This window comes from Saccharibacillus endophyticus (assembly GCF_013185185.1).
GTDB classification, from domain to species: domain Bacteria; phylum Bacillota; class Bacilli; order Paenibacillales; family Paenibacillaceae; genus Saccharibacillus; species Saccharibacillus endophyticus.
Window position 1 is genome coordinate 1190498 of sequence record NZ_JAAZWE010000002.1, and the last position, 22204, is coordinate 1212701.

Consider the following 22204-nt stretch of genomic DNA (forward strand, 5'->3'; position numbering starts at 1 on the left):
AGCCGCAATCTGATGGTATGATCTGGGATAGGAAGGCTTTTGCCGGAAACTTATCGAAAAGGGGATTGCCATGTCTCAGCTTGCCGCTTCCAAACCGCCCCGCCGAACTCGCAAAAGCGGGTCGAGCGCGGGGCTGTTCCTGTCGTTGCCGGTGCTATCGTGGGCGCTGTACGACTTCGCGAACACGATTTTTTCCTCCAACATCGTTACGATCTTTTTCCCGCTGTATCTGCAGCAGGTGCTGGGCGGAGACGCGCGAATGGATCAGATCGCCAGCACGTTTATCAGTTACGCCAACGCCGCTTCGGGTCTGCTGCTCGTCGTTTTCACGCCGCTGCTGGGAGTCTGGATGGACCGAACGGGACGCAAAAAGGCTTTCCTCGTTCCTTTTGCGCTGGCCGCCATTGTCTTTACGTTCCTGATGGGCTTGGCCGCGTACACGAACAGCCCCTCATCCTTGCTCGGCCTGCCGCTTTCGATCGTGACGGTGCTGATCTTTTTTACCGCGGCCAAGTTCTTCTATAATTCCAGTCAGCTGTTCTACGACAATATGCTGCCCGATATCGCGACCGGTCCTCAAGTCCCTCTCGTGTCAGGATTCGGCGTCGCGGTCGGTTATATCGGTACGTTGATGGGTCTGGTCGTCTACGGCATCGTGGGCAGCAGCGATTATCCGCTTGCCTTTATCCTGACCGCCGCGTTGTTCCTGCTTTTCTCGCTGCCGATCATTCTGTTGTACAAAGAAAAGCATACGCCTCCCGTCGCTCCCGCAAGCGGAACGCGAAAATCCTTTTTCAGCGGTTACCGGGATATTTACGACACGTTCAAAGAAGCGAAGAAGCATCGGGCCGTGTTCACGTTCATGATCGCTTATTTCTTCTTCAATGACGCCGTCGCGACCGCGATTGCCATGATGAGCGTCTATGCGACCGCCGTCATGGGCTTCAGCGCCGGACAATTCATTCTGCTGTATCTGGTGGCAACGGTGTTCGCGATCATCGGCTCGTTCGTCTTCGGCCATATTACGCGCAGAGTCGGGGGGAAAGTCTCGTCCGGCCTCGTCGCGATCGTGCTCATTGCCGCGCTCGTTCTGGCTGCCGCCGCATTCTCCGCTGCCGTGTTCTGGGCTGCGGCATGTCTGTACGGCGTGGCGATGGGCTCGCTGTGGGTCACTTCGCGCACCATGATCGTCGAACTCTCGCCGCCGGAAAAAAGGGGGCAGTTCTTCGGACTTTTCGCGTTCTCCGGCAAACTGTCGTCCGTGCTCGGTCCGCTCGTGTACGGCAGCGTGACTTGGGCGCTGGCGGGATACGGAACGCTGGCCAGCCGCGCGGCGCTGCTGTCCCTCGTCGTGATGGCCGCGATCGGGCTGGTCGTGCTGCTGCGCGTGCCTTATGCGAAGCCGATCGAGCAGGCGGAAGCTTGATCGTTACGATCGCCGTTTCGCCGCCGATCGCGAATGCCGTCTTTTGCGCCAAAACGAATTCGAGCCCGCCCGTGCATGCGGTCGGGCTCGAATTTTTTGCGGTTCTTTTTTCAAAACGGATTGAACGCGGACACGAAGGGTATGTTATAGATGGGTTTGTTATGCGAAAGAACTTTGTTATAATTAGTAACTGTATGGCAATACCCCGATATAAGGCAGCAATGCGGTGTCGGGACGTTTGCCCAATTTGTGGACGACAAGGAGGATTTTTCGATGACGACGAGTTTGAACGCGAAAGTAAAGTTGAACAACGGCGTGGAGATGCCTTGGTTCGGTCTTGGCGTATGGCAGGTAGAAGACGGCGACGAAGCGAAAAATTCCGTGAACGCGGCGATCAAAGCCGGTTATATCGGAATCGATACGGCCGCCGCTTATAAAAACGAAAAAAGCGTGGGCGAAGCGATCCGCGAATCGGGCGCGAACCGCGACGGTCTGTTCATCACCTCGAAAGTATGGAACGGCGATCAAGGCTACGAAGAAACGCTGGCCGCTTTCGACGCGACGATGGAAAAGCTGGGGCTCGACGTGCTCGACCTCTACCTGATCCACTGGCCGGTCAAAGGCAAATACAAAGACACTTGGCGCGCGATGGAAAAGCTGTACAAAGACGGCCGCATCCGCGCGATCGGCGTCAGCAACTTCCAGCCGCACCACCTCGACGACCTGCTCGAGGACGCGGAAGTCGTGCCGGCGGTCAATCAGGTGGAATTCCATCCGCTGCTGACCCAAAACGAGCTGCTGGACTACTGCGCGAAAAAAGGCATTCAGGTCGAAGCCTGGTCGCCGCTTGCGCGCGGCCTGCTGTTCGATAACGAAGTCGTGACGGGCCTCGGCGACAAATACGGCAAATCCCCGGCGCAGATCCTGCTTCGCTGGGTGTTGGACAAAGGCGTGGTCGTGCTGACCCGCTCCGTCAAAGAAAGCCGCATCGTCGAAAACGCCGACCTGTTCGACTTCACTTTGACGCCGGAAGACGTGACCGCGCTCGAAGCTTTGAACAAAAACGAGCGTACCGGCCCGGACCCGGACAACTTCAATTTCTGATCCTGTTCGCATACGTCCGATTTTCCTTTACTTTATCCGCTTTCCGATGCCGGAAAGCGGATTTTTCATTTTCGGAGCGCTGCTCGATTCAGTCCTCCCGGCACGTTTCGTTCGACGGGCGGCGCTTCGTGCGGCAGATCCGCCGCTTGGGTGGAATCCGCATCCGAAGCGACGCTTCTTATTATTTTTTTGCTCTCTCGATCGCTTGCCGTTCTTGAACTGATAACGGTTTCGATGATTCGGGGCAAGATTGCGTTGCGTCGTTACGCAAAGTTCGGTGTATGTAATAAGCAGTCAACCAAATTCGACAAATGTGCAAACTCCTTCGAAACGGAAGTGAAAAAATGAAGCAAGCAACCAGCGTGTTTTACATATCGGCGGCAATTCTCGTCGTGCTCGTCGCGATCGGCGTTATCGCTCCCGATGCGCTCGAACAAGGTACAAACTATGTTCAATCCGTGATGACGGATACTTTCGGCTGGTATTACCTGATTGCGGTGACCGCCTTCGTCGGCGTCTGCATCTATCTGCTCGTCAGCCCGCTCGGCCGGATCAAGCTGGGCAAACAGGACGATACGCCCGACTATTCGCGCCCTACGTGGCTGGCGATGCTGTTCAGCGCGGGCGTCGGTATCGGTCTCGTGTTCTACGGCGCCTACGAACCGCTCAATCATTATGCGGTCAGTTCACCTACCGGGGAAGTCGGCACGGAAACATCCGTGCGCGAAGCGATGCAGTTCACCTTTTTCCATTGGGGCGTTCACGCATGGGCCGTATACGGTCTGGTCGCGATGTCCCTGGCTTATTTCATGTTCCGCAAAGGACAGCCTGCGCTAATCAGTTCGACGCTGACGCCTGTACTCGGACGGCATACGCAAGGTCCGATCGGCAAAACGATCGACGTCGTAGCCGTGCTGGCCACCGTCATCGGGGTCGCGACTTCGCTCGGCTTCGGCGCGGTTCAAATCAACGGCGGACTTTCTTACCTGTTCGGCATTCCGTCAAACATCCTCACCCAGTTCATCATCATTCTGGTCGTGACGGTTATGTTCATGGCGTCCGCGCTGAGCGGGTTGGATAAGGGCATCCGGATTCTCAGCAACGTGAACATGATTTTGGCGGCGGCATTGTGCGTAGTGGTATTCGCGTTCGGCGCTTCGTTGTTCACGCTTAATCTGTTCACCGACTCCTTGGGACGCTATTTGCAGAACTTCATCACCATGAGCTTCCGTATCGCGCCTCTTAATCCGGAGAACCGGGAATGGATCAATACTTGGACGATCTTTTATTGGGCTTGGTGGATCTCGTGGTCGCCGTTCGTCGGGATTTTCATTGCCCGAGTCTCGAAAGGCCGCACCATCCGCGAATTCGTCGCTTATGTACTGCTGGCCCCTTCGCTGATCGGATTTATCTGGTTCTCGGTGTTCGGCGGATCGGCGATCTCGCTTGAACGCAGCGGCAAAGCCATGCTGTCCCAACTCGTTCCCCAAGAAACATTGTTCGGTATGCTTGCAACCTATCCTTGGGGCATGGCGATTTCGATTCTTGCGATCGGCTTGATCGCGATTTTCTTCGTCACTTCGGCCGATTCCGGCACGTTCGTGCTCGGCATGATGACGACAGGCGGCGCTCAAAATCCGAATAACGTCCTTAAAGCGACTTGGGGTATCATGCTTACGGCTATGGCATTGGTTCTGCTGTATTCGGGCGGTCTTCAAGCTTTGCAAAATATGATGATTATTTCGGCCTTCCCGTTCTCTTTCGTCATCATCGCGATGGCGGTCAGCCTGATCAAAGTCTTGAACAAAGATTCGCACGAAATGGGACCGAGCAAACGCAAGCCGCCGAAAAAAGCGGAAACTCAAGTTTGATTCCCATGCCACTGAGCGAGCCTGTCGAATTTCGGCAAGCTCGCTTTTTCATGCGCAGCGATAGGGTCGGCCTGCAGAGATCTGCTCGTTTCGCGTTGCAAGACGCGGAGATGCGAGGTATATTGAACACATTCACTACATCACGACGCGATATACGAGAAAGGAGCACGCATGGACCTCGACAAAGTCCGTAAACGATTTCTCCCGATGAGCGAAACGATGTTCTATATTTTGTTTTCGCTCAGGGAGGAACGCCACGGCTACGGTATTATGCAGCATGTGCAATCTCTGACGTCCGGCCGGATTGCGCTGGGAGCCGGCACCCTTTATCAAAGTCTGGCGAAGCTGGAAGGCGACGGCCTGATTATTCAAACTGCCGAGATCGAACGCAAGAAATTTTACCTCGCCACCGAATCCGGAAAGGTCATTTTGCGGGAAGAAGCTCTTCGCATTTCGGAACTCTACCGGAACGTCGCAGAACTGCTGCCGCTTGAACAAGCTTAATTTTAGAAGGCAAAAGGAGGAATTTCGATGTCTACGCTAGCTCGCGCAATCGCTCTTGCCGCTCAATACCATGAAGGCCAGACCGATAAAGGCGGCCGTCCCTATGTCTTCCACCCGCTTCGCCTGATGCTCAAAGCGCTCACCGAGGAGGAACAGATCGCCGCCGTGCTGCACGACACGATCGAGGATACCGACCTGACTTTGGACGATCTGCGCAAAGAAGGCTTTTCCGACGAAATCGTGGAAGCGATCGACCGGCTATCCCGTCGCGAAGAGGAGACTTATCACGAGTTCATTTTACGGATCAAGGAAAATCGGCTCGCCGCGCGGGTCAAAATTCTCGATCTGCAAGACAATATGGATCTGACCCGCATCAAAAAACCGTCGGAAAAAGATCAAAAACGCCTGCTGAAATACAGTCGGGCTTTGGATACGCTGCTTTCCCATGACGAGGCGCAAGAAGCGGACGGTCAGACGCCCGATGCCTAATCCCTCGATCCATAAGGAAGACTCGGAACAGAGCCTCGGTTTTCGGGATACCGAAACGAAAAGAACCTTCGCCCCGCCACAAAAGCGGAGTCGAAGGTTCTTCGCATGCTTTATTTTCGTCCCGGCCTGAAAGCCGGCAGCATAGTAAAGCCGAAAATCAGGTCCCATGCCGTCATCGAGTAAACCGAGAGCCGTTCGAACACGGCGGGATGACCGAATATGCCCGAGACCATGATTCCTAGCGCCAAAAGTCCGAATGCTCCCAACCCGACACCGCTCCGACCTAAGCCGGGATGCGACCGCCGAATCGACGCGCCTCCCAGCATCACCGCCAGATTCCCGCCGATGATCGCCAGACCCGCGCCGATCAGGTGCGGACTTAGGCCGTCATAAGAGACGCCGGGAAAATAGCCGATCATGACGTTTCCGATGCCGTGGATCACGGCCGCCGCAAGCGCGAGGAACTTTGCTTTTCCTTCGAGCAGCGGGAGCAGGAGCCAGTACCCCAACGCGAATAACAGCCCATGCGCCATAAATCCGGCATTCATGACCCAGGCCAGCGGCGACAACACCTCCCGCCCGTCGATCGTCAGCGGTCCGGCAACGCCCAGGTCGCTGATGTAATTATAGGCGTAGCGGTAAGTCGGCTCCTGCCAGGCATAGGCCGAGATCGCTTCCGTCAGCACATAGATCACGGCGCCGAGCATGAAGGATATCGAACCGAACGCGACCCTGCGAGCAACTTTCTTTTCCAGCTGTAGTTCCACTGACATATCGGGTTCCTCCGTCAACTTCGAATACGGCGCTGCGATCAAGCATACCGACATCCTCGAATGCCGATCACAGCGATCTCATTCATTATAAAGCATCCGTCATCCGTACACCCGCCGAATGATTTCTTCGAAGTCCGGCTCCCGCATCTCCACGTCCTCGATCTCGCCCCGCTGCCCCAGTTCACGCAGTACGTCCATCGTCCGAACGTCCTGCCGATTGACCTCGACGGTCAACGTAGACTCGGTTCGGGACACGATGCGCATCGCGAAGCTGCTGTCGGCCGCGATGATCAGGTCGTCGCCTTGCCTTGGCAGCACATATCCAGCCCGGTACGTCACCTTGATCTCCGTCGGCAGCCCGATCTCCCGGCGCAATCCTTCCACTGTGCCGTCATAGGTCAGCCGACCGCCGCCGATCACCATTACGCGGCGGCAAAGCTGCTCGATATCGTCCATGTCATGAGTGGTGAGCAGGATCGTTTTGCCGAATTCCTCGTTCAATACTTTTAAAAAGCCCCGGATATTGCGCTTGGCATTCACGTCCAACCCGATCGTCGGCTCGTCCAGAAACAGCAGCTCGGGATCATGCAGCATCGCTGCCGCGATATCCGCGCGCATCCGCTGACCGAGCGACAGCTTGCGCACGGGCGTGTCCCAGAACTCATCCAAATCCAGCAGCTCCGCGAATTCGCCGAGCCGCTTGGCTTTATCCGCATCGCACACCCCGTACATATGCGCCAAAATATCGTACGAGTCTTTCACCGGAAGATCCCACCACAACTGACTGCGCTGGCCGAATACCACGCCGAGTCTCGAAGCGCAGCGCAACCGGTCACGATGCGGATCAATGCCGGCCAACCTTACACTTCCGGAAGAAGGATGCAGGATGCCGGTCAACATTTTTATCGTCGTCGATTTCCCCGCCCCGTTGGGACCGATGTAACCGACGAAGTCTCCTTTTTCCACCGTAAACCCGATATCCCGCACCGCTTCCTTGGTCGTATACTCCCGCGAGAACAACGAACGAATCCCCGAGAACCGCCCCTGTGCCACGACTGGCGTTTTAAAGCTTTTGCACAGTCCGACCGCTTCGATTGCCGCTTCGCGTTCAGCTTGAACGGTCGGCACAGCCCTGCTACTTATCGTTTCCATGCTCGTCCTCCTCTCAGCTTCCCGTGCTCTGATATTTGCTGATCCCGAATTTCCAAAAACGCAGCGCCAGCAGGACGACCAGACACGAAGCAGCGGCAAGCACCGGAAACACCCACAGTCCCAGCTCGCCCCGCAAAATGTACAGCGCAGGCAAGTATCCGACCAGCCCGACAGGGATCGCCGTGAGCAGCAATCCCGACATCCAACCCGGATACAACGTTAGCGGGTAACGCGCCGCCGTCTGCGCCGCGTCTTCGGTCATATTTTGCAGCATAGAGATTCGCGTCGTCCAAAATCCGCACGTCGCCGTCGCCATTCCGATCGCGAACAGCACCACTCCGCCGGTCACGATGGCAAAAATCGTCTGCGGAATCGCCCACCACGAGATCTGTCCGCTATGCAGCATCTGCCCCAGCGACCATGCCAAAATCGCACCGCCCTGGATCACTTCGCCGAACATGATCCGAAATCCGCGCGGCAGCAAGGACAGCAGCACCGGAAGCGGCTTGGTCAGCAGTTGGTCCAACTCGCCTTCCACCAGATAACGTTCCAGATTGTGCACTTCATTGCCGAACGTGCGGTACAGCGTCTTGGCGAGCGTCATCACGGCAAATAAATATCCGACCTCGTGCATCGTCCAACCGCGCACCGCGCCGAACTTCGCCAGCACGATCGCGATCATCAGAAACTCGGACAGTTGAATAATCGCGGCCAATACCGTTCCGAACGCAAAATTAAACCGATACTGCATCCGGCTCCGAACGCTGGTGCGAATCAGGATGAGATACAACTTTATGTAATTCCGCAGCGAGGCCTGTCGATCTGTTGCCCTTCGCTCATTCATCCGCCCTGCACCTCCACCTTATGCCGCAGCGCTTTGGTGGACAGCATGCACAGCAAAGTCAACGCGGCGCACCACGCCAGCGTTCCGAGCAGCAGCACGGGATCGCCTTTTCCCAAATAAAACTGCGTCGGCGCATACAGCATGAACGGGTACGGAGACGCCCACGCCACGGTTTGCAGCCAGCCGGGCAGCCATTCGAGCGGAATAAAGAACCCGGCAAGCAGATTCATCAGCGCCTGATTGCCCCAATACAGCCAGGAAGATTCCGTCGTCCATAACGCGCTGATCCCCATCATGTAATTCATGCAGATCGCCATGTACGCCGCGCCCGCGAGAGCCGTTAGCGCCAAGGGCAGCGTGCGTCCGCCGTCGATCGGGGTCAGGCCGAGCGCAAGCTGCATGACGATGTAGATGGGGATCGACTTGTACAGGAACTGATACGCGATCTGCCCCCATTCTTTCGCCATCAGATGCGCGAACAGGTGCACCGGACGCATCAAATCGAGCGCAATCTGTCCGGTGCGGACCGACTGCGGAATCCCGAGTCCCATGGTTGTGAAGCTCGCGACCCATAGGGAGGTCTGAGTGAAGGTGATATAGTGCAGCATTCCGATCGTCCCGTAATCGCCGAGCGAGTGGTCGCGGCCGAGTCCGATCCAGATGCAGGCGTACAGATAACCGAAAGCGGCGCTCGCGAAATTATGCAGCAGATGCGAGCCTCTGTACTGGATGTTGCGCGCGTAAGCCTTGGCGGCCAACGTCTGGTAAAGCCGGGTATTGCTCCTGAAAGAAATCATCGTACACCTCCGATAAGCTTTGCGTTGACGGTAAACGTCCACTTCAGACAAGGTGAAAAAAAGAGAAGGTCACTACTATATCAAGAAGAGATCAGGGAATGCAAGCGTTATTTTTCAGGGAAAAGGAAAAACGAACGGCGGCGCGGAGACAGTGTTAGGCAAAGTCCGGCGGAAGGAGAGAAGCATTTTCCCGCGTGGGGATGATGTTTTTCCGCACGCGAAAAAACCGACGGAAACCGCGATCCGGCTTCCGCGGCTTAAACGCCGTTCGCTTGCGCGGGGAATGATTCGAGCGGACGGCATTCCGTAAGCAAGCACCCGCGCGTGCGCCCGCTTCCGGCCTTCAGGCGGTTCAAGCTTCCCCGATTTCGTCCACGACGACGTTCCCGTTCCGGTCGAGCAGCGGCGTGAGGCCTCCGCTCGAATTCGGCACGCTCCAGGTATACACGTAATTCACCCCGGTCTCTCTATCCACCAAAATAGTGATTTTGGTCGTTCCGAGTTCCGGCAGGTAATCGGTCGATTTCTCGTAAAACCGGTTTTCTTTTTGTTTGCGAAACAGCATGCGCAAGTTCCTCCTTTCCGTAATCGGATACTCGTTTTCCGAGCCGCTCAATGATCCTTCATCGCTTTGCGGAAGCATAGGAAAGCGATGCACGCGGCGGCTGCCGTCCATAAGGCCATAACCGCGAGCGACGTCCATGAACCGCCCTGATGCAGCTCAAGCGCCTGCATCACCGGGAATTGCTCCAATGCTCGTCCCGCGATTCCGTTTTCCGGGACGATATTCAACGCTCCGATCATCGGCGTGAAACCGAACAGGAACGAGAACGGCATCAGCAGCCCCGTCGTGGCCGCGGTCGATTTCGAAAACAACGCCATCGAGACGCCGAGCAGCAGGAAAAACACGAACAATAACGCCAACGCCGCCAGCATTTTCACGTTCAAAAAAGCGTCGATGCCTATAATCAGAATCGAAACGACCAACGAAACCAGCGTCGCGATTCCGGTCACCATGCTTTTGCCGACCACGATATCGAGCAGCGACGCGGGCGATTGGATCAACCCGCGCAGCGTCTTCTTCTCGTTCTCCTCCGACATCATGGACAGAATCGTGCCCGAAGTGACGACGGCAAACATCCCTCCGATAATCATGTAAGCAGCCGTCAACGGAAACTCGGCCTGCCGGGTCACGCGGTCGAACGTCACGGCGATAATGATCGGAATCAAGATCGGAATGAGCAGCATCGGATTTTTCAACAGATCCTTCAGGTCTTTTTCGAAAATGGCGCTTATGCGTCGAACGCTCATTGTTCCAGCTCCTTTCCCGTGACTTTCAAAAAGATTTGCCCCAATGTCGGATTGTCCGTGTGCATCGCTTTGACTTCCCCGGCGGCCACAAGCTCCCGAATCCGATCCGCGCTTGCCGGTCCGTTATCGATCGCCAGCCGTTCGCCCGAGAACGTCTCCACGTGAAAAGCATGCGTCGAGTACTTGTAGCGCAGCGCCTCGGGACTGTCCAATTCCTGAAATTCGCCGAGATGCAAAAAGGCTACCCGGTCGCACAGCAAAGCCGCTTCCTCCATATTGTGGGTCGTCAGAAAAATGGTCGTGCCCGCGTCGTTAAGCTTTTGCAGACCCAGATGAATATGCGCCGCGTTTTGCGGGTCGAGCGCCGACGTCGGCTCATCCAAAAATACCAGGTCGGGCTTGTGAATCAACGCCTTCGCCAGCAGCACGCGCTGCTTCATGCCTTTGGACAATTTGGACACGGTTTGTTTGCGAGCTTCCCCCAAGTTGACCTCCTGCAAAATCTCGTCGATCCGCTGAAGGGGGACATCGTACAGACGGCAAAACAGTTTCAGATTATCGTATACGGTCAAGCGCTCATACAACGCGCTGTTGTCCGACAACAGACCGATCCGCGATTTAAAATCCGAACTTCCGAATTCCGCGGGATGCTTGCCCAGCACTTGCACTTGTCCGCCGCTCGCTTCAAGCTCCCCCGTCAAGATCTTGATCGTGGTTGTTTTTCCCGATCCGCTCGGACCGAGCAGTCCGAAAATCTCTCCTTTTTTCACGCCGAATCCGATGCCTTTAATCGCGGTGCTTTCGCCGAACACTTTGCTCAGCCCTTTGACTTCGATCGCTTGTTCCATGGTGAATCCTCCCTTTCGCTGAACTGCCTCCATCGTAAAGGGAAAATGCCGGAAACGCAGTCATATCGCGGTCAGACGTACCTTGGAGAAGACGAAATGTACCGGAGAACGGCCGAAAAGCATACAGATTGCAGCCGCGAAAAGCGGAATCGTACCGTTTTCGACCGAAACGACGCCTGCGCTTCGAACGACTGCCGAGGCTTACTCCAGACTGAACCGCTCCTGGATATCCTGAATTTTGGAACGCGAAAGCGGGATCGTGGACTGCTGCTTGTTATCGATTCGGAGCGAATAGGCATTTTTGGACCAGGTAATGATCTCCCGCACCTTTTGAAGATTCACGATATACGAACGGTGGCAGCGGTAAAACCCGTACAGCTCCAACTTCTTCTCGATTTCCGCCAGCGTGCAGTCCATCATATACGTCTCCCCGTCTACGATGATCGCCGCTTTGCCGTCCTGGCTCTCGATGTAGTCGATCTCCGGCGGATCGAACAAAATCATTTTGTCGTCCACTTTAGCCGGAATCCGGAATAATCTCGCACTCGCCGGGACGTCCGTTTTGCCTGCGTCGGACAGCGCCGCCTCCTCTTCGTCCGTCTCGATCGGCCGCAAACCGCTCGGCTGAAGCTTGTACGATAAGTCACCGAGCAGCAGCGCGTGCTCCAGATTCGAGAGAAGGACCAAAGCGGCTGCCGGACGTTCTTTGATCCTGCCGAGCATGCGCAAAAACACCCGGATCGTCAGCACGTCCACGCCTTGCACCGGCTCGCGGAACACTATCAAGCCGGAGCTGCGGATATAAGCTTTCGCGTAATGGACGCGGCGAAGCTCGGATTCGGAACATTTGCGCAGCGGACGCTCCGCGCAGCCTTGCAGCTCGAACAAAACCAAAAGCTCGGGCACGGTGACTTCGAACCCGAACCATTTGCGGTAAAAAGCGATATTGTCTTCTACCGTCAGACGTTCGTACAGGCCGTCTTCGAAGTCGAAAACCGGAATTTGTCGCCGATGAAGCCCCTGCACCAACAATGCCTGCATGTCCATGTCGCTGTAGACCGCCGAGGCTTGGGCGGTTCGAAGCTCCAAAGAGAAGCTCGGCAGCCCTTCTTCTTCCCCGCCTCCAAAATCCATATTCACATGGGTCATCGGGAAATCTCGCCTTTTCCGCAGGTGCGCATACCCGTAACATGACGCTCCAAAATCGTTCGGATCGCGCGAATCCGCCGGGGATCGATGAGTGCCGAGGCTTTGCCGTCGAAGCGGGCCGCGGAACCGATATGTATCCGCGCCGCGCCGGTTGCCTTGAGAAAAGAAGGCAAATTCTCCGCCGTCAGGCCCGCGCCCGCCAAAATCTCGGGCGGCTTGCCCGCCTTCGAGCCGCGCAGCAGCTCCGCGAGCCGTTCGGCTCCTTCGGGCGCGCTCGGCGCTCCGCCCGAAGTCAGAATATCCGTCACCTGCGGGTAGACGGACAAGGCTTTCAGCGCTTCTCCGAGGTCTTCCGCCTCGTCGAACGCGCGATGAAACGTGAACGCGAGGCCGGGCCCCGCGTCCATCAGTCCCTCCAGCGCGGACTGATCCACCGTCCCCTCCGGCGTCAACGCGCCGGTCACGACGTCCAGTCCGCCTGCGGCGGCGATGCGGCGAATATCCCGCCGCATCAGCTCCAGTTCGTCTTCGGCGTAGACGAACCCGCCTCCCCGCGGCCTGACCATGACGCGGATCGGCACTTGAACGGCGCGGCGCATCTCCGCCGCCAAAGACAGGTCCGGCGTCACGCCGCCGACCTGCGGATCGGCGATCCACTCGATCCGGTCCGCGCCTCCCCTTTCCGCTGCCGCGGCTTCTTCCGGCGTGCAGGCAATCACTTCAAGCAGCATGGAAATTCCTCCTTTTCAATGATCGGAATCCGATTCTCGTGTGGTCTGTATTTCTTCATCGGGTTCATTGTACCTCAAAAAGACTGCCGGACGTTTCCGGCAGTCTGGATTTCGAAACGTCTTTCGATGCATCCCCGGCTTGCGCTTAACGGAATTCCGGAGGTACTCTTCGTGCTACGCCGGTTTTCATCGCGGCTTTGACGACGGCGTCGCGGATGCGGTCGACGACTTTGTCGTTGAATACGCTCGGGATGATGTACTGCTCGTTCAGCTCGTCGTCTTCGACGACGGATGCGATGGCTTGGGCGGCGGCGACTTTCATCGCTTCGTTGATCACGCTGGCGCGGCAGTCGAGAGCGCCGCGGAACATGCCCGGGAAGCACAGGACATTGTTGATCTGGTTCGGGAAATCGCTGCGGCCTGTCGCGAGCACGCGTACATGCGGCTCCGCCAATTCGGGATCGATCTCGGGATCGGGGTTGGCCATCGCGAACACGATCGGATCGGCAGCCATCGACTTGATATGATCAAGCGTCAACAGGTTAGGACGGGATACGCCGATGAAGACGTCGGCTCCCGCGATGACCTGTTCCAGCTGTCCGGTCTCTCCGTGCGGATTGCAGTTGTCCGCGATCCATTCCCACATCGGATTATCGTATTTATCGGCTTTATGCAGCGCGCCGCAGTGGTCGACCGCAATCACGTTGCGGGCGCCGGCCGACAGCATCATTTTGATGCACGCCGAACCGGCCGCGCCGACGCCGAGCAGCACGATTTTGGCGTCTTCCAGCTTTTTGCCGACGATGCTGAGCGCGTTCAGCAAACCCGCCAACACGACGACCGCCGTTCCGTGCTGATCGTCGTGGAAAACGGGGATATCCAGTTCTTCCGTCAGCCTGCGCTCGATCTCGAAGCAGCGCGGCGAACCGATGTCTTCCAGATTGATGCCGCCGAATGCCGGAGCGATCAATTTGACGGTACGGATGATTTCTTCGGTGTCCTTCGTGTCGAGACAGATCGGGAAAGCGTCGACGCCCGCGAACTGCTTGAACAGCATCGCTTTGCCCTCCATGACCGGCATCGCCGCCCGCGGGCCGATATCGCCGAGACCCAGCACGGCGGTTCCGTCGGATACGACGGCAACCGTGTTTCGTTTGATCGTCAGGGTAAAAGCTTTCTGCGGATCTTCATGGATCGCACGGCACACTTTGGCTACGCCCGGCGTGTAGACGTGGGACAGATCCTCGCGGTTTTTGACCGGAGACTTCGATTGGATCTCGATTTTGCCGCCCAAATGCGCCAGGAACGTCCGGTCCGATACGTTGACGATCGTAACGCCCGGCAGCGCTTCGACCGCTTCGAGCACCGATTCGCGCATTTTTTCGGGCAGGTTGACCGTCAAATCGCGGATCGTATGGTCGGGGCTGGCGTGGATCACGTCGATCGCCACCACGTCGCCTCCGCCGTCGCCGATCGCGCCCGCCACTTCGCCGAACGTGACTTCTCTTTTGTCCATTTGCAAACGTATGATCATGCTTGTTCCAAGAGCCATCGTCTACCTCCTGCGGATACGGGATGGGGAGAAGCGCAAGACCTCGCCCGCTAACTGATAACGCTTACATGGAAATCGACATTATTATAGCATAACTATCTTGTCTCCGCTTGCCGGACCTTTTGCCCGCGAATTTCTTCCGCTTCGTCGTGCGCGATTCGATAAAGGATTGCGTAAAGTTTGTTAACGAAAGTTTCACTTGCCTTCCTCATGTTATACTGGGAGAGACAGAGAGAGCATCCGAATAGATAAATAGGGATACAGAAAAAATAGCGAACGCGCGGCATATTGAAATACTTGTCGCGACATACGCATCCGGAGGGAAACGCACATGGAGAGAAGCATTATCTTTTTCGATCTTGACGGCACGCTCCTGAACGACGAAAAGCAAGTTAACGAATCGACCCGCGAAGCAATCGCAGCATTGAAAGAGCAAGGTCATATCGTCGCGATCGCGACGGGCCGCGCTCCTTTCTTTTTCGATCATATCCGCAAGGAACTGGACATCGACACCTACGTGAGCTATAACGGCTCGTACGTGGTGCTCGAAGGCGAAGTCTTGTTCACGAACCCGCTGAACGCCCAGGCGCTTCAGAACCTGACGGACATCGCTTTGCAAAACGAACACGCCATCGTCTACATGGATCATGAAGACATGCGCGCCAACGTTCCGGACAGCGAACGCGTGAACGAAAGCATCGGCACGCTGAACGTCGGCATTTTGCCTTCGCACGATCCGACGTATTACAAAGACCGTTTCATCTATCAATCGCTGCTGTTCTGCGCGGAAGGCGAAGAACAGCCGTACGAATCGTTGGTCAGCGCATTCGATTTCGTCCGCTGGCATCCTTTTTCCGTCGACGTTCTTCCTTCGGGAGGCAGCAAGTTCAAAGGCATCGGCAAAATCACGGAAAAACTCGGCATTCCGCCGGAGCGTCAATATGCGTTCGGCGATGCGCTGAACGATCTTCAGATGTTAAAAGGCATTCCCAACAGCGTCGCGATGGGCAGCGGCCTGCAGGAAGCGAAAGACGCCGCCAAGTGGGTCACCACTTCGAACAACGAAGACGGCATCGCGCACGGGCTGAAGCTGGCGGGATTGCTGTAAATTCAAGCACGACGACAAAAAGAAACGGGGGTACAACCATGGAGCAAAGCATTATCTTTTTCGATATTGACGGCACGTTGGTCGACGAACAAAAAAACGTGCCGCAATCGGCCAAGGACGCGATCGCCGAATTGAAAAAGCAAGGGCATATCGTCGCGATCGCGACCGGACGCCCGCAATTCATGTTCAAAGAAATCCGCGAAGAGCTGGGCATCGATACGTATGTGAGTTACAGCGGACAGTATGTCGTGCTGAACGGGCAGGTCATCTACACCAATCCGATCAATAAAGATTCGCTGAAGCAAATGACGGAGATCGCCATGAAGCATAATCATCCGGTCATTCTGATCGACGACGAAGAGATGAAAGCGACCGTGCCGAACGACGAATTCGTCGCGCAGGGCTTCGGGATGCTGTTCAACTACATTTCGCTGGCGACGCCGGACCCGGATTTTTATAAAACGGGCTTTGTATATCAGGCTTCGCTGTTCTGTAACGAAGAAGATCAAAAGCTGTACGACGCGGTCTTCCCTGCCCTGTCGTTTATCCGTTGGAGCCCGATCTCCGCGGACGTGCTGCCGGCGGGCGGAAGCAAGCTCGAAGGCATCCGCAAAATCACGGAAAAGCTCGGCATTCCGCCCGAGCGCCAATATGCGTTCGGCGATGCGCTGAACGACATGGAAATGCTGAGCGGCATTCCCAACAGCGTCGCGATGGGCAACGGGCTGCCTGAAGTCAAAGCGGTCGCCAAGTGGGTCACGAAGACGAACGAGGATGACGGGATCGCGCACGGCCTCAAATTGGCCGGACTGCTTTAAGATCCTATTCGTTGGTAATGGCTTAGGGGCGCCGGGGGAATTTCGTTTCGGTCGCGTGTTGCAATCGGGAAGCAGGATGAGGTTTAAATGGAAGCTTCCCGATTGCAAAGGCGAACGTTTCACTCCTGCACTGAAATTCCCCCTCTGCCCTTGCCGTTTACCGACTCATAAACCTCAAAGCAAAAGGCGGCGTATTTGCCGCCTTTTTTGTATAGGGGAAAAGATTTTTAAAACAGTTAAGTTCAAGCCGGAGAGAGAAATTCAGTTCAATACGCCTTTGAACTCGGAAAACTACCCTCTAAAATTCCAATCCGGTTTTCCGAGTGAGACAGCGTATTGAACGAATTTCTCTCTCCGCCCTTGAATGGTTCAATCGAATCGTGTTTTTTGAGCGGTAGAAGAGTACAACATGCTATACTAACAAAAGAATTACGGACGGGGCCTATAACGGCTCGGCGGATATTCATTCATCAAACCTTTGGAGGTTCACCTTATCTATGCTTACTTTTGAACAAAAAATCGCGATTTTGGAATCTTTTCCGGAGCTTACGCGCAACGACGTGTCGATGGGTCGGGTCAATTATCATTTTGAAGGCAGCGCGCACGAGAAAAAAATCGTCGGCTACCGCTTTCATCCGAACGGCAACGGCTTCGTGTTTGCGGGGCTGGTCGGGGATTACGATACGGACGACAAAGGCTTCGTGAACGTGCGCGACTTTACGGAATCCGAATTGCGCGAGATCGTGGACGCTTCGATCCGTTCGCTGTCGCCAGTCGGCGGAGCCGCTCCGTCGAAACCTGTTTCGGCCGCTTCGGCGCAGTCGGCCGGGGACGAGATCTGGACAAACGGCGACGGGCAGGAACTGATTCTCAAGTTCGAGGACGAGACGTTCTTTATCTATTCGGGATTCAGCCTGGAGATGGCGTTCGAGACGCGCGAGGAGACGGAAGAGTACTTGACGGAAGAAGGCTTTACGTTTAACCGCAAGTAAAATCGGGCAAGTTCTCTCGGCGATCGCGCTTGTCGAACGAATCGCCCCGAAAGCGCGAAAAAAACCGCTTGAAGCACGTTCAAACGTGTCTTCAAGCGGTTTTTCGGCATCTTTGTCTTTCTCTTCCCATACGATCATAAAGGAACGATTCCGCTGATTGCGTTGGTGATCGTTTGCGACCAAAAAGAACGCTGACCGCGGAGCACTTCGATGCCCTGAATCACGGCCACCCATTCGTATTCGCTCACGCTGCCTTCCATCTGATCCTCGGTTTGCAGCCAGTATTCATGGCCTTTCAACCGATGCTTTTTCGTATCGACGAACGCCGCTTCCTTGTTCGTTCCTTCAATGCGGTATCCGCCGACGTCGGACTCGATCCGATAATAGCCGCGCAGGCCCGCATCGTATCCGTAATACGTTTCAAGACCGTTTTTCTCCCGGCTCAGACGCCCGACGACTTCTTCCCGTTCATCCCGGACTACCCATTTCTGCGATGACCGTTCCAAACAGCCGCGGTACAGCACGTAATCGTCGCCGTCCAGCACGTACAGACCGTTTTCGCCTTCTCCTTTGTAATCGATCGAGCCTTTCCGGTTTCCGCCGATCTGACGAATGACGCCTTTGCCGAACGGCCTTTTTTGTCCGCAAAAATAAAGTTCCATGCCTGCCTCCCCCTTCGGTTCGATGCTGACACCGTTTTTCGAATCTAAGTCCAATCGCCTCCGTCGCTATGCGCGTCGGCCAGATCGGCCTGCATGTCTTCGGCGACCGATTGGATATCCTCCGGCGTGATCTGGATCAGCGGATATCCTTCTTCCTCGCGCATCTGAAGCGCCGCTTCCCGGAAATACCGCGGACTGCCCGGCGATGCCTCGTCGTCGTAGACCAGCAGCATCCCGTCGCTTTTGCGCAGCAGCAGTCCGTCCCGGGCTTTGAACTGCCACGGCCCGCTGTAAGGCTCCTTGCTGACCAGTCGGTAGTAATCGATATGCTTCTGCAAGTTCTGCCAATATTCTTTTTTCTCGTCGCTCCACTTCTCGTCCATTCCCGCGAAAGCCGCAAGAACCGACAGCTTGAGCTGCGGATAATCTTGTTTGAGTTCGATCACCGCTTCGCACGCCCACAGATCGACGCCGTATTGGCCGGGGGTCAGCACCCACTCCAGCCCCTCCTCGATCAGCGGAATCAACCGGCGTTTGATCGCTTCGCGAATAAACGGGATACCGGGGTGCTTTTGGTTAAAGATTCCGAGCTCGTTCGCGCGATAGCCGGTGACCAGCAAATTTTTCACGTTCGTACAGCCTCCCTGACGTCTTTCCTTTCAGTGTACCATATGCGGCGGATCGATTAGGAGTCCGCGCTCACCCTCCGGAATTCGCTGAAGATCTCTGACGCTTACGGATCGCGTTGACGCCCATGACGACCGCGACCATCTCGTAATCGGACAGCAGCGAGCGATTGGAAAGCCGATAAGCGCCGCTGCGAATCCAACCGCTCGTACGGGCGAACTGCGCGACTTCGGTCCCGTTTTCGGTGATCACGTATTCTTTGGAAAAGTTCGGCGATTCGATCTCGTACACGCCGCGCTCGCCCGCGTCGTATTCGAATTTTTTCGTGAACAAAGTAAATCGCGGACGCAGAAGGCCGATATCCCGCTCCCCCGCATCCAGCACCCGCCAACGGCGCAGCATCATTTGAAATCGTCCCGTATACAGCAGTTCGCCGCCGGGTCCGTACACGTCCAGCGCCGAACCGATCATGCTTCTCAGATCCAGCCTTCCCGCCGCTTCGCCGGATGGATTCAAAATCTCGGTCTGTCCCGCGTTAAAAAAGTTATCCGAAAAATAAAGTTCCATATGTGCTCCCCCTTTTCCATATTAACCCGCTCGCTTCATGTCGCGCTGTGCCCGATCTCGCCAAGCTTAATCCCGAAGATTTCGTATCTCCGTTTCCCTCTCCCCGTCCGGTTCTTCGCGTTCGAAGCTGGTCTTCTTTCCCTTGACACTTTGCTTGCCGGGTACGGCGCGCCCAAGCTTTTTTTACCCGTTTCGGGCCTATGCATCCCATATGGACGCCAAACGTCCCAATTACTTCATAAACCGTTTAACAGGAACAGATGGGGGTTAATGGTTACTGCCGACCTTACATACTTCGACAGGTTATAAGGCTTGTTCATGCTTACCCGGTCGGTCATTACATTTTCGGAAGGATGAATTTTACGATGAAGAAAAAATTGACTGCTGTCGCACTCGGTGCGGTACTTACTCTAACGGCTTCGGCCGGCGTCTATGCGGGTGCCAATCTTCAGGAAATCCGCGCCTCCTTGAATAACGGTCTCGGCATCGTCGTGAACGGCAGCGCCTATACGCCGAAAGACGGCAACGGCAAAACGCTCGCTCCGATCACGTACAAAGGCACCACTTACCTGCCTGTACGTTCGATCGGCGAAGCGCTGAACACCTCCGTAACCTATGATGCAAAAAATAGCCGCGTGGTGATCGGCGGCGGTACCTCTTCGGGTTCGACCGGCGGAAACACGACGACGCCTGCGACGCCTTCGACAGGTTCGTCTTCCGTTCAACGTCCGACCACGATCCCGTCAGATTTCCCGCTTCCGTCCGACGCCAAAGTCTACGATCTGGTTGAAGGCGTAGCAGGCGGAACGGGCACGCCGTCGGCGACGTTCAAGTATACGACGAAGCAGGATCTGCTGTCGCTCGGCAACCAGTACAAAGAATACTTCGCGAAAAAAGGCGCTACCAGCAAATCCGAGGAAGTCAGCGCATCGGCCATCTCTATCATAGACGCGGGCGGATCGTTCGCCGTTACGGTCGATGCCAAACCGGGCACGGGCAGCAACAAAGGATTAAACGTCGTGGATATCGTATGGAGCGGCAAATAATAATCGACTTCGGTCGGTTAACCGCGGCGCATAAAAAGAAACAGCTTCGCTTTCCCGATCAGGAGAGCGAAGCTGTTTTTGCATGAAATCGCCCCATCAACACCGTATCGTAGTAGCGGCCGTCCGCATGCTTCCGATCGTTTTTCAATACGCCTTCTTTTTCGAATCCATGTTTGGCATACAGTCGAATCGCGGATTCGTTGGCAGCCAGCACCGACAGATTCACCTTCTCGATTCCGCTTCCGTCCGCCCAATCCAGCGCATGCCGCAGCAACTCGCCGCCGATCCCGCATCCCCAATACGCTTTTGCTACGCAAATCCCAAACTCCGCGCGATGGGCGAACCTGCGCAATACGCTGCCTTCGCATCTGGCGTAACCGACAAGATTTCCATCCGCTTCAGCGACAAGAAACAGTCTTACGCCACTCTCCGAGTCTGCCGTAATCAGCATCTCGAAGTCCTTTTCATCCATAAATCCTTCTCCGGCTTCGCGATCCATATGCTCGGTCTCTCCGTCGATTCGCACGCGCAAAGCGGATAATTCGGCGGCATCTCGCAGTTCGGCGCAGCGAATCGTGTAACGTAATCCTTTTCCGGCAAACGTCTTCGGTTCCATTCCTATTCAGCTCCCCCGGCACAATATTCGGCTCAATCATGTTATTCTAACTTAAGCTGAAAAGTAAAGGAGGCCCTCCCGATGGAACCACCTATCAAAAAATATCAAAGCGGCGTCGAAGCGACTCTCGATGTCATCGGCGGCAAATGGAAAAGCATCATTCTGTACCATCTGGTCACCGAAAAACGACGCTTTAACGAGCTGAGACGCCTCACCCCCAATATCAGCCACAAAATGTTGACCCAACAGCTTCGGGAACTGGAACGGGACGGACTTATTCTGCGCCACGACTACAACGAGGTTCCTCCCCGCGTCGAGTACGAACTGAGCGAATACGGCCAAGGATTGATCGGCGTGCTGGACTTTTTCTGCTATTGGGGCGAAGCCCATGTGGAGCGGGTATACGGAGACAAAAGTCTCGCGCTTGAAGGCCCGTTCCTGAGTGAAGAAGAAGCCGCGCAATTCGCGAGCGGAGCGGGGTTGAAGCAGGTCTGAGCCGATCAATAAACGCGGTTACCGAAAAGTGCGTACTTACCAAACTTTTCGAACTCTCCTACAATGAGCCTTGTACTCAAACGAGACGAATTCGGAAGGAGTGTTTGAAATGAAAACATTGGTAATCGCCGCGCATCCTGCATTGGAAACTTCGCGGATCAACCGTAAATGGCTGGAGGAAATTCGCAAATATCCGGAAGAGATCACGGTCAGCTCGTTATATGAGAAATATCCCGATAGCGTGATCGATATTGCCGCGGAGCAAGCGCTGGTAGAAGCTCATGACCGCATCATTTTGCAATTCCCGTTCTACTGGTTCAACTGCCCGCCGCTCATGAAGCAATGGCTGGACGAAGTGCTGCTGGAAGGCTGGGCGTACGGCGAAGGTTCTTGGCTGTTCGAAAACAAAAAAACGATCGGCCTTGCGGTATCCGTCGGCGTTAAAAAGAAAGATTACAGCCCGAGCGGCGAATATCTGCATGACATGAACACGCTGCTGCTTCCGTTCGAGATGACGGCGCGTTATTTGAAAAGCGGCTACGAAGAACCGTTTATCCATTACGGCGTGAATTCGCGGACGAGCGAGGAAGAGCTTCGGGAGAGCGCGGAGCGGTATGCGAAGCATTTGTTGAAGGCGACAGAAGTTAACGTTTAAATCTTGATTTTTGCCGCTTCCTTTTGAATCGACGGCAAAAAGACGCATTCCCGAAAAGGAGATGCGT

Annotated in this window: 25 protein-coding genes; 11 read left to right on the plus strand and 14 right to left on the minus strand. The window is 55.6% G+C overall.

Translation table 11 applies throughout. From position 1 onward, the window contains the following. Positions 1–70: 70 nt before the first annotated feature. From HRQ63_RS11045 to HRQ63_RS11065, 5 genes are all read left to right on the plus strand, one after another. Positions 71–1426: an MFS transporter gene (locus HRQ63_RS11045; RefSeq protein WP_172243185.1), complete on the plus strand. Its 1356-nt coding sequence runs from the start codon at positions 71–73 to the stop codon at positions 1424–1426. Positions 1427–1699: 273 nt separating this feature from the next. Further along, a complete protein-coding gene (locus HRQ63_RS11050) occupies positions 1700–2530 on the plus strand; it encodes an aldo/keto reductase (protein ID WP_172243188.1) in 831 nt (276 codons plus the stop codon). A gap of 344 nt (positions 2531–2874) precedes the next feature. Next, positions 2875–4401 carry a glycine betaine uptake BCCT transporter gene (locus HRQ63_RS11055; protein ID WP_172243191.1) on the plus strand — a complete coding sequence of 509 codons (1527 nt, stop codon included), beginning with the start codon at positions 2875–2877 and terminating at the stop codon, positions 4399–4401. Between the two features lie 171 nt (positions 4402–4572). Continuing rightward, positions 4573–4905, plus strand: a complete 333-nt coding sequence (locus tag HRQ63_RS11060; protein ID WP_172243194.1) for a PadR family transcriptional regulator — start codon at positions 4573–4575, stop codon at positions 4903–4905. A gap of 27 nt (positions 4906–4932) precedes the next feature. Beyond that, entirely contained in the window at positions 4933–5394 is a 462-nt protein-coding gene (locus HRQ63_RS11065; protein ID WP_172243197.1) for an HD domain-containing protein, read from the plus strand. Between the two features lie 110 nt (positions 5395–5504). On the opposite strand, the gene HRQ63_RS11070 is transcribed toward HRQ63_RS11065, so the two are convergent. The 10 genes from HRQ63_RS11070 to HRQ63_RS11115 form a co-directional block, all read right to left on the minus strand. Beyond that, positions 5505–6167, minus strand: coding sequence for a DUF998 domain-containing protein (locus HRQ63_RS11070; protein WP_172243199.1), 663 nt, complete (start codon positions 6165–6167; stop codon positions 5505–5507). A 99-nt stretch (positions 6168–6266) separates the two neighbouring features. After that, positions 6267–7319, minus strand: coding sequence for an ABC transporter ATP-binding protein (locus HRQ63_RS11075; protein WP_172243219.1), 1053 nt, complete (start codon positions 7317–7319; stop codon positions 6267–6269). Between the two features lie 13 nt (positions 7320–7332). Then, positions 7333–8163, minus strand: coding sequence for an ABC transporter permease (locus HRQ63_RS11080; protein ID WP_172243222.1), 831 nt, complete (start codon positions 8161–8163; stop codon positions 7333–7335). Continuing rightward, positions 8160–8960, minus strand: coding sequence for an ABC transporter permease (locus tag HRQ63_RS11085; protein ID WP_172243225.1), 801 nt, complete (start codon positions 8958–8960; stop codon positions 8160–8162). Before HRQ63_RS11085 ends, HRQ63_RS11080 begins: the two co-directional genes overlap by 4 nt. A 352-nt stretch (positions 8961–9312) precedes the next feature. Continuing rightward, positions 9313–9525, minus strand: a complete 213-nt coding sequence (locus HRQ63_RS11090; protein WP_172243228.1) for a DUF6440 family protein — start codon at positions 9523–9525, stop codon at positions 9313–9315. A gap of 47 nt (positions 9526–9572) precedes the next feature. Continuing rightward, positions 9573–10271 carry an ABC transporter permease gene (locus HRQ63_RS11095; protein WP_172243231.1) on the minus strand — a complete coding sequence of 233 codons (699 nt, stop codon included), beginning with the start codon at positions 10269–10271 and terminating at the stop codon, positions 9573–9575. Beyond that, positions 10268–11119, minus strand: coding sequence for an ABC transporter ATP-binding protein (locus HRQ63_RS11100; protein WP_172243234.1), 852 nt, complete (start codon positions 11117–11119; stop codon positions 10268–10270). The genes HRQ63_RS11095 and HRQ63_RS11100 overlap by 4 nt, the downstream gene beginning before the upstream one ends. Positions 11120–11320: 201 nt before the next feature. Next, positions 11321–12268 carry a response regulator transcription factor gene (locus HRQ63_RS11105; RefSeq protein WP_172243237.1) on the minus strand — a complete coding sequence of 316 codons (948 nt, stop codon included), beginning with the start codon at positions 12266–12268 and terminating at the stop codon, positions 11321–11323. Beyond that, on the minus strand, positions 12265–12999 hold the full coding sequence (locus HRQ63_RS11110; protein WP_172243240.1) for a copper homeostasis protein CutC: 735 nt from the start codon (positions 12997–12999) through the stop codon (positions 12265–12267). The genes HRQ63_RS11105 and HRQ63_RS11110 overlap by 4 nt, the downstream gene beginning before the upstream one ends. A 145-nt stretch (positions 13000–13144) precedes the next feature. Beyond that, a complete protein-coding gene (locus HRQ63_RS11115) occupies positions 13145–14551 on the minus strand; it encodes an NAD-dependent malic enzyme (RefSeq protein ID WP_172243243.1) in 1407 nt (468 codons plus the stop codon). A gap of 331 nt (positions 14552–14882) precedes the next feature. On the opposite strand from HRQ63_RS11115, the gene HRQ63_RS11120 reads away from it, so the two are divergent. The 3 genes from HRQ63_RS11120 to HRQ63_RS11130 all read left to right on the plus strand — a co-directional run bounded on the left by HRQ63_RS11120 (position 14883) and on the right by HRQ63_RS11130 (position 17469). Next, complete coding sequence (locus HRQ63_RS11120) at positions 14883–15659, plus strand: Cof-type HAD-IIB family hydrolase (protein ID WP_172243246.1); 777 nt, start codon at positions 14883–14885, stop codon at positions 15657–15659. 38 nt (positions 15660–15697) lie between these two features. After that, positions 15698–16477 carry a Cof-type HAD-IIB family hydrolase gene (locus tag HRQ63_RS11125; RefSeq protein ID WP_172243249.1) on the plus strand — a complete coding sequence of 260 codons (780 nt, stop codon included), beginning with the start codon at positions 15698–15700 and terminating at the stop codon, positions 16475–16477. Between the two features lie 497 nt (positions 16478–16974). Next, positions 16975–17469: a hypothetical protein gene (locus HRQ63_RS11130; protein ID WP_172243252.1), complete on the plus strand. Its 495-nt coding sequence runs from the start codon at positions 16975–16977 to the stop codon at positions 17467–17469. A 134-nt stretch (positions 17470–17603) separates the two neighbouring features. Here HRQ63_RS11130 and HRQ63_RS11135 read toward each other — a convergent pair whose 3' ends face one another. The 3 genes from HRQ63_RS11135 to HRQ63_RS11145 all read right to left on the minus strand — a co-directional run bounded on the left by HRQ63_RS11135 (position 17604) and on the right by HRQ63_RS11145 (position 19325). Next, positions 17604–18131 (minus strand): hypothetical protein, encoded by a 528-nt coding sequence (locus HRQ63_RS11135; protein ID WP_172243255.1) that lies wholly within the window; start codon positions 18129–18131, stop codon positions 17604–17606. A 44-nt stretch (positions 18132–18175) separates the two neighbouring features. Next, entirely contained in the window at positions 18176–18760 is a 585-nt protein-coding gene (locus tag HRQ63_RS11140; protein WP_172243258.1) for an SLOG family protein, read from the minus strand. A gap of 70 nt (positions 18761–18830) precedes the next feature. Continuing rightward, positions 18831–19325 (minus strand): hypothetical protein, encoded by a 495-nt coding sequence (locus tag HRQ63_RS11145; protein WP_172243261.1) that lies wholly within the window; start codon positions 19323–19325, stop codon positions 18831–18833. Between the two features lie 365 nt (positions 19326–19690). On the opposite strand from HRQ63_RS11145, the gene HRQ63_RS11150 reads away from it, so the two are divergent. After that, entirely contained in the window at positions 19691–20371 is a 681-nt protein-coding gene (locus HRQ63_RS11150) for a stalk domain-containing protein (protein ID WP_229714133.1), read from the plus strand. Positions 20372–20429: 58 nt separating this feature from the next. Here the strand turns inward: HRQ63_RS11150 and HRQ63_RS11155 are convergent, their stop codons facing one another. Beyond that, a complete protein-coding gene (locus HRQ63_RS11155; protein WP_172243267.1) occupies positions 20430–20987 on the minus strand; it encodes a GNAT family N-acetyltransferase in 558 nt (185 codons plus the stop codon). A gap of 81 nt (positions 20988–21068) precedes the next feature. On the opposite strand from HRQ63_RS11155, the gene HRQ63_RS11160 reads away from it, so the two are divergent. Then, positions 21069–21482, plus strand: coding sequence for a winged helix-turn-helix transcriptional regulator (locus tag HRQ63_RS11160; RefSeq protein WP_172243270.1), 414 nt, complete (start codon positions 21069–21071; stop codon positions 21480–21482). A gap of 109 nt (positions 21483–21591) precedes the next feature. Further along, positions 21592–22137 (plus strand): NAD(P)H-dependent oxidoreductase, encoded by a 546-nt coding sequence (locus HRQ63_RS11165; protein WP_172243272.1) that lies wholly within the window; start codon positions 21592–21594, stop codon positions 22135–22137. Positions 22138–22204: the final 67 nt, after the last annotated feature.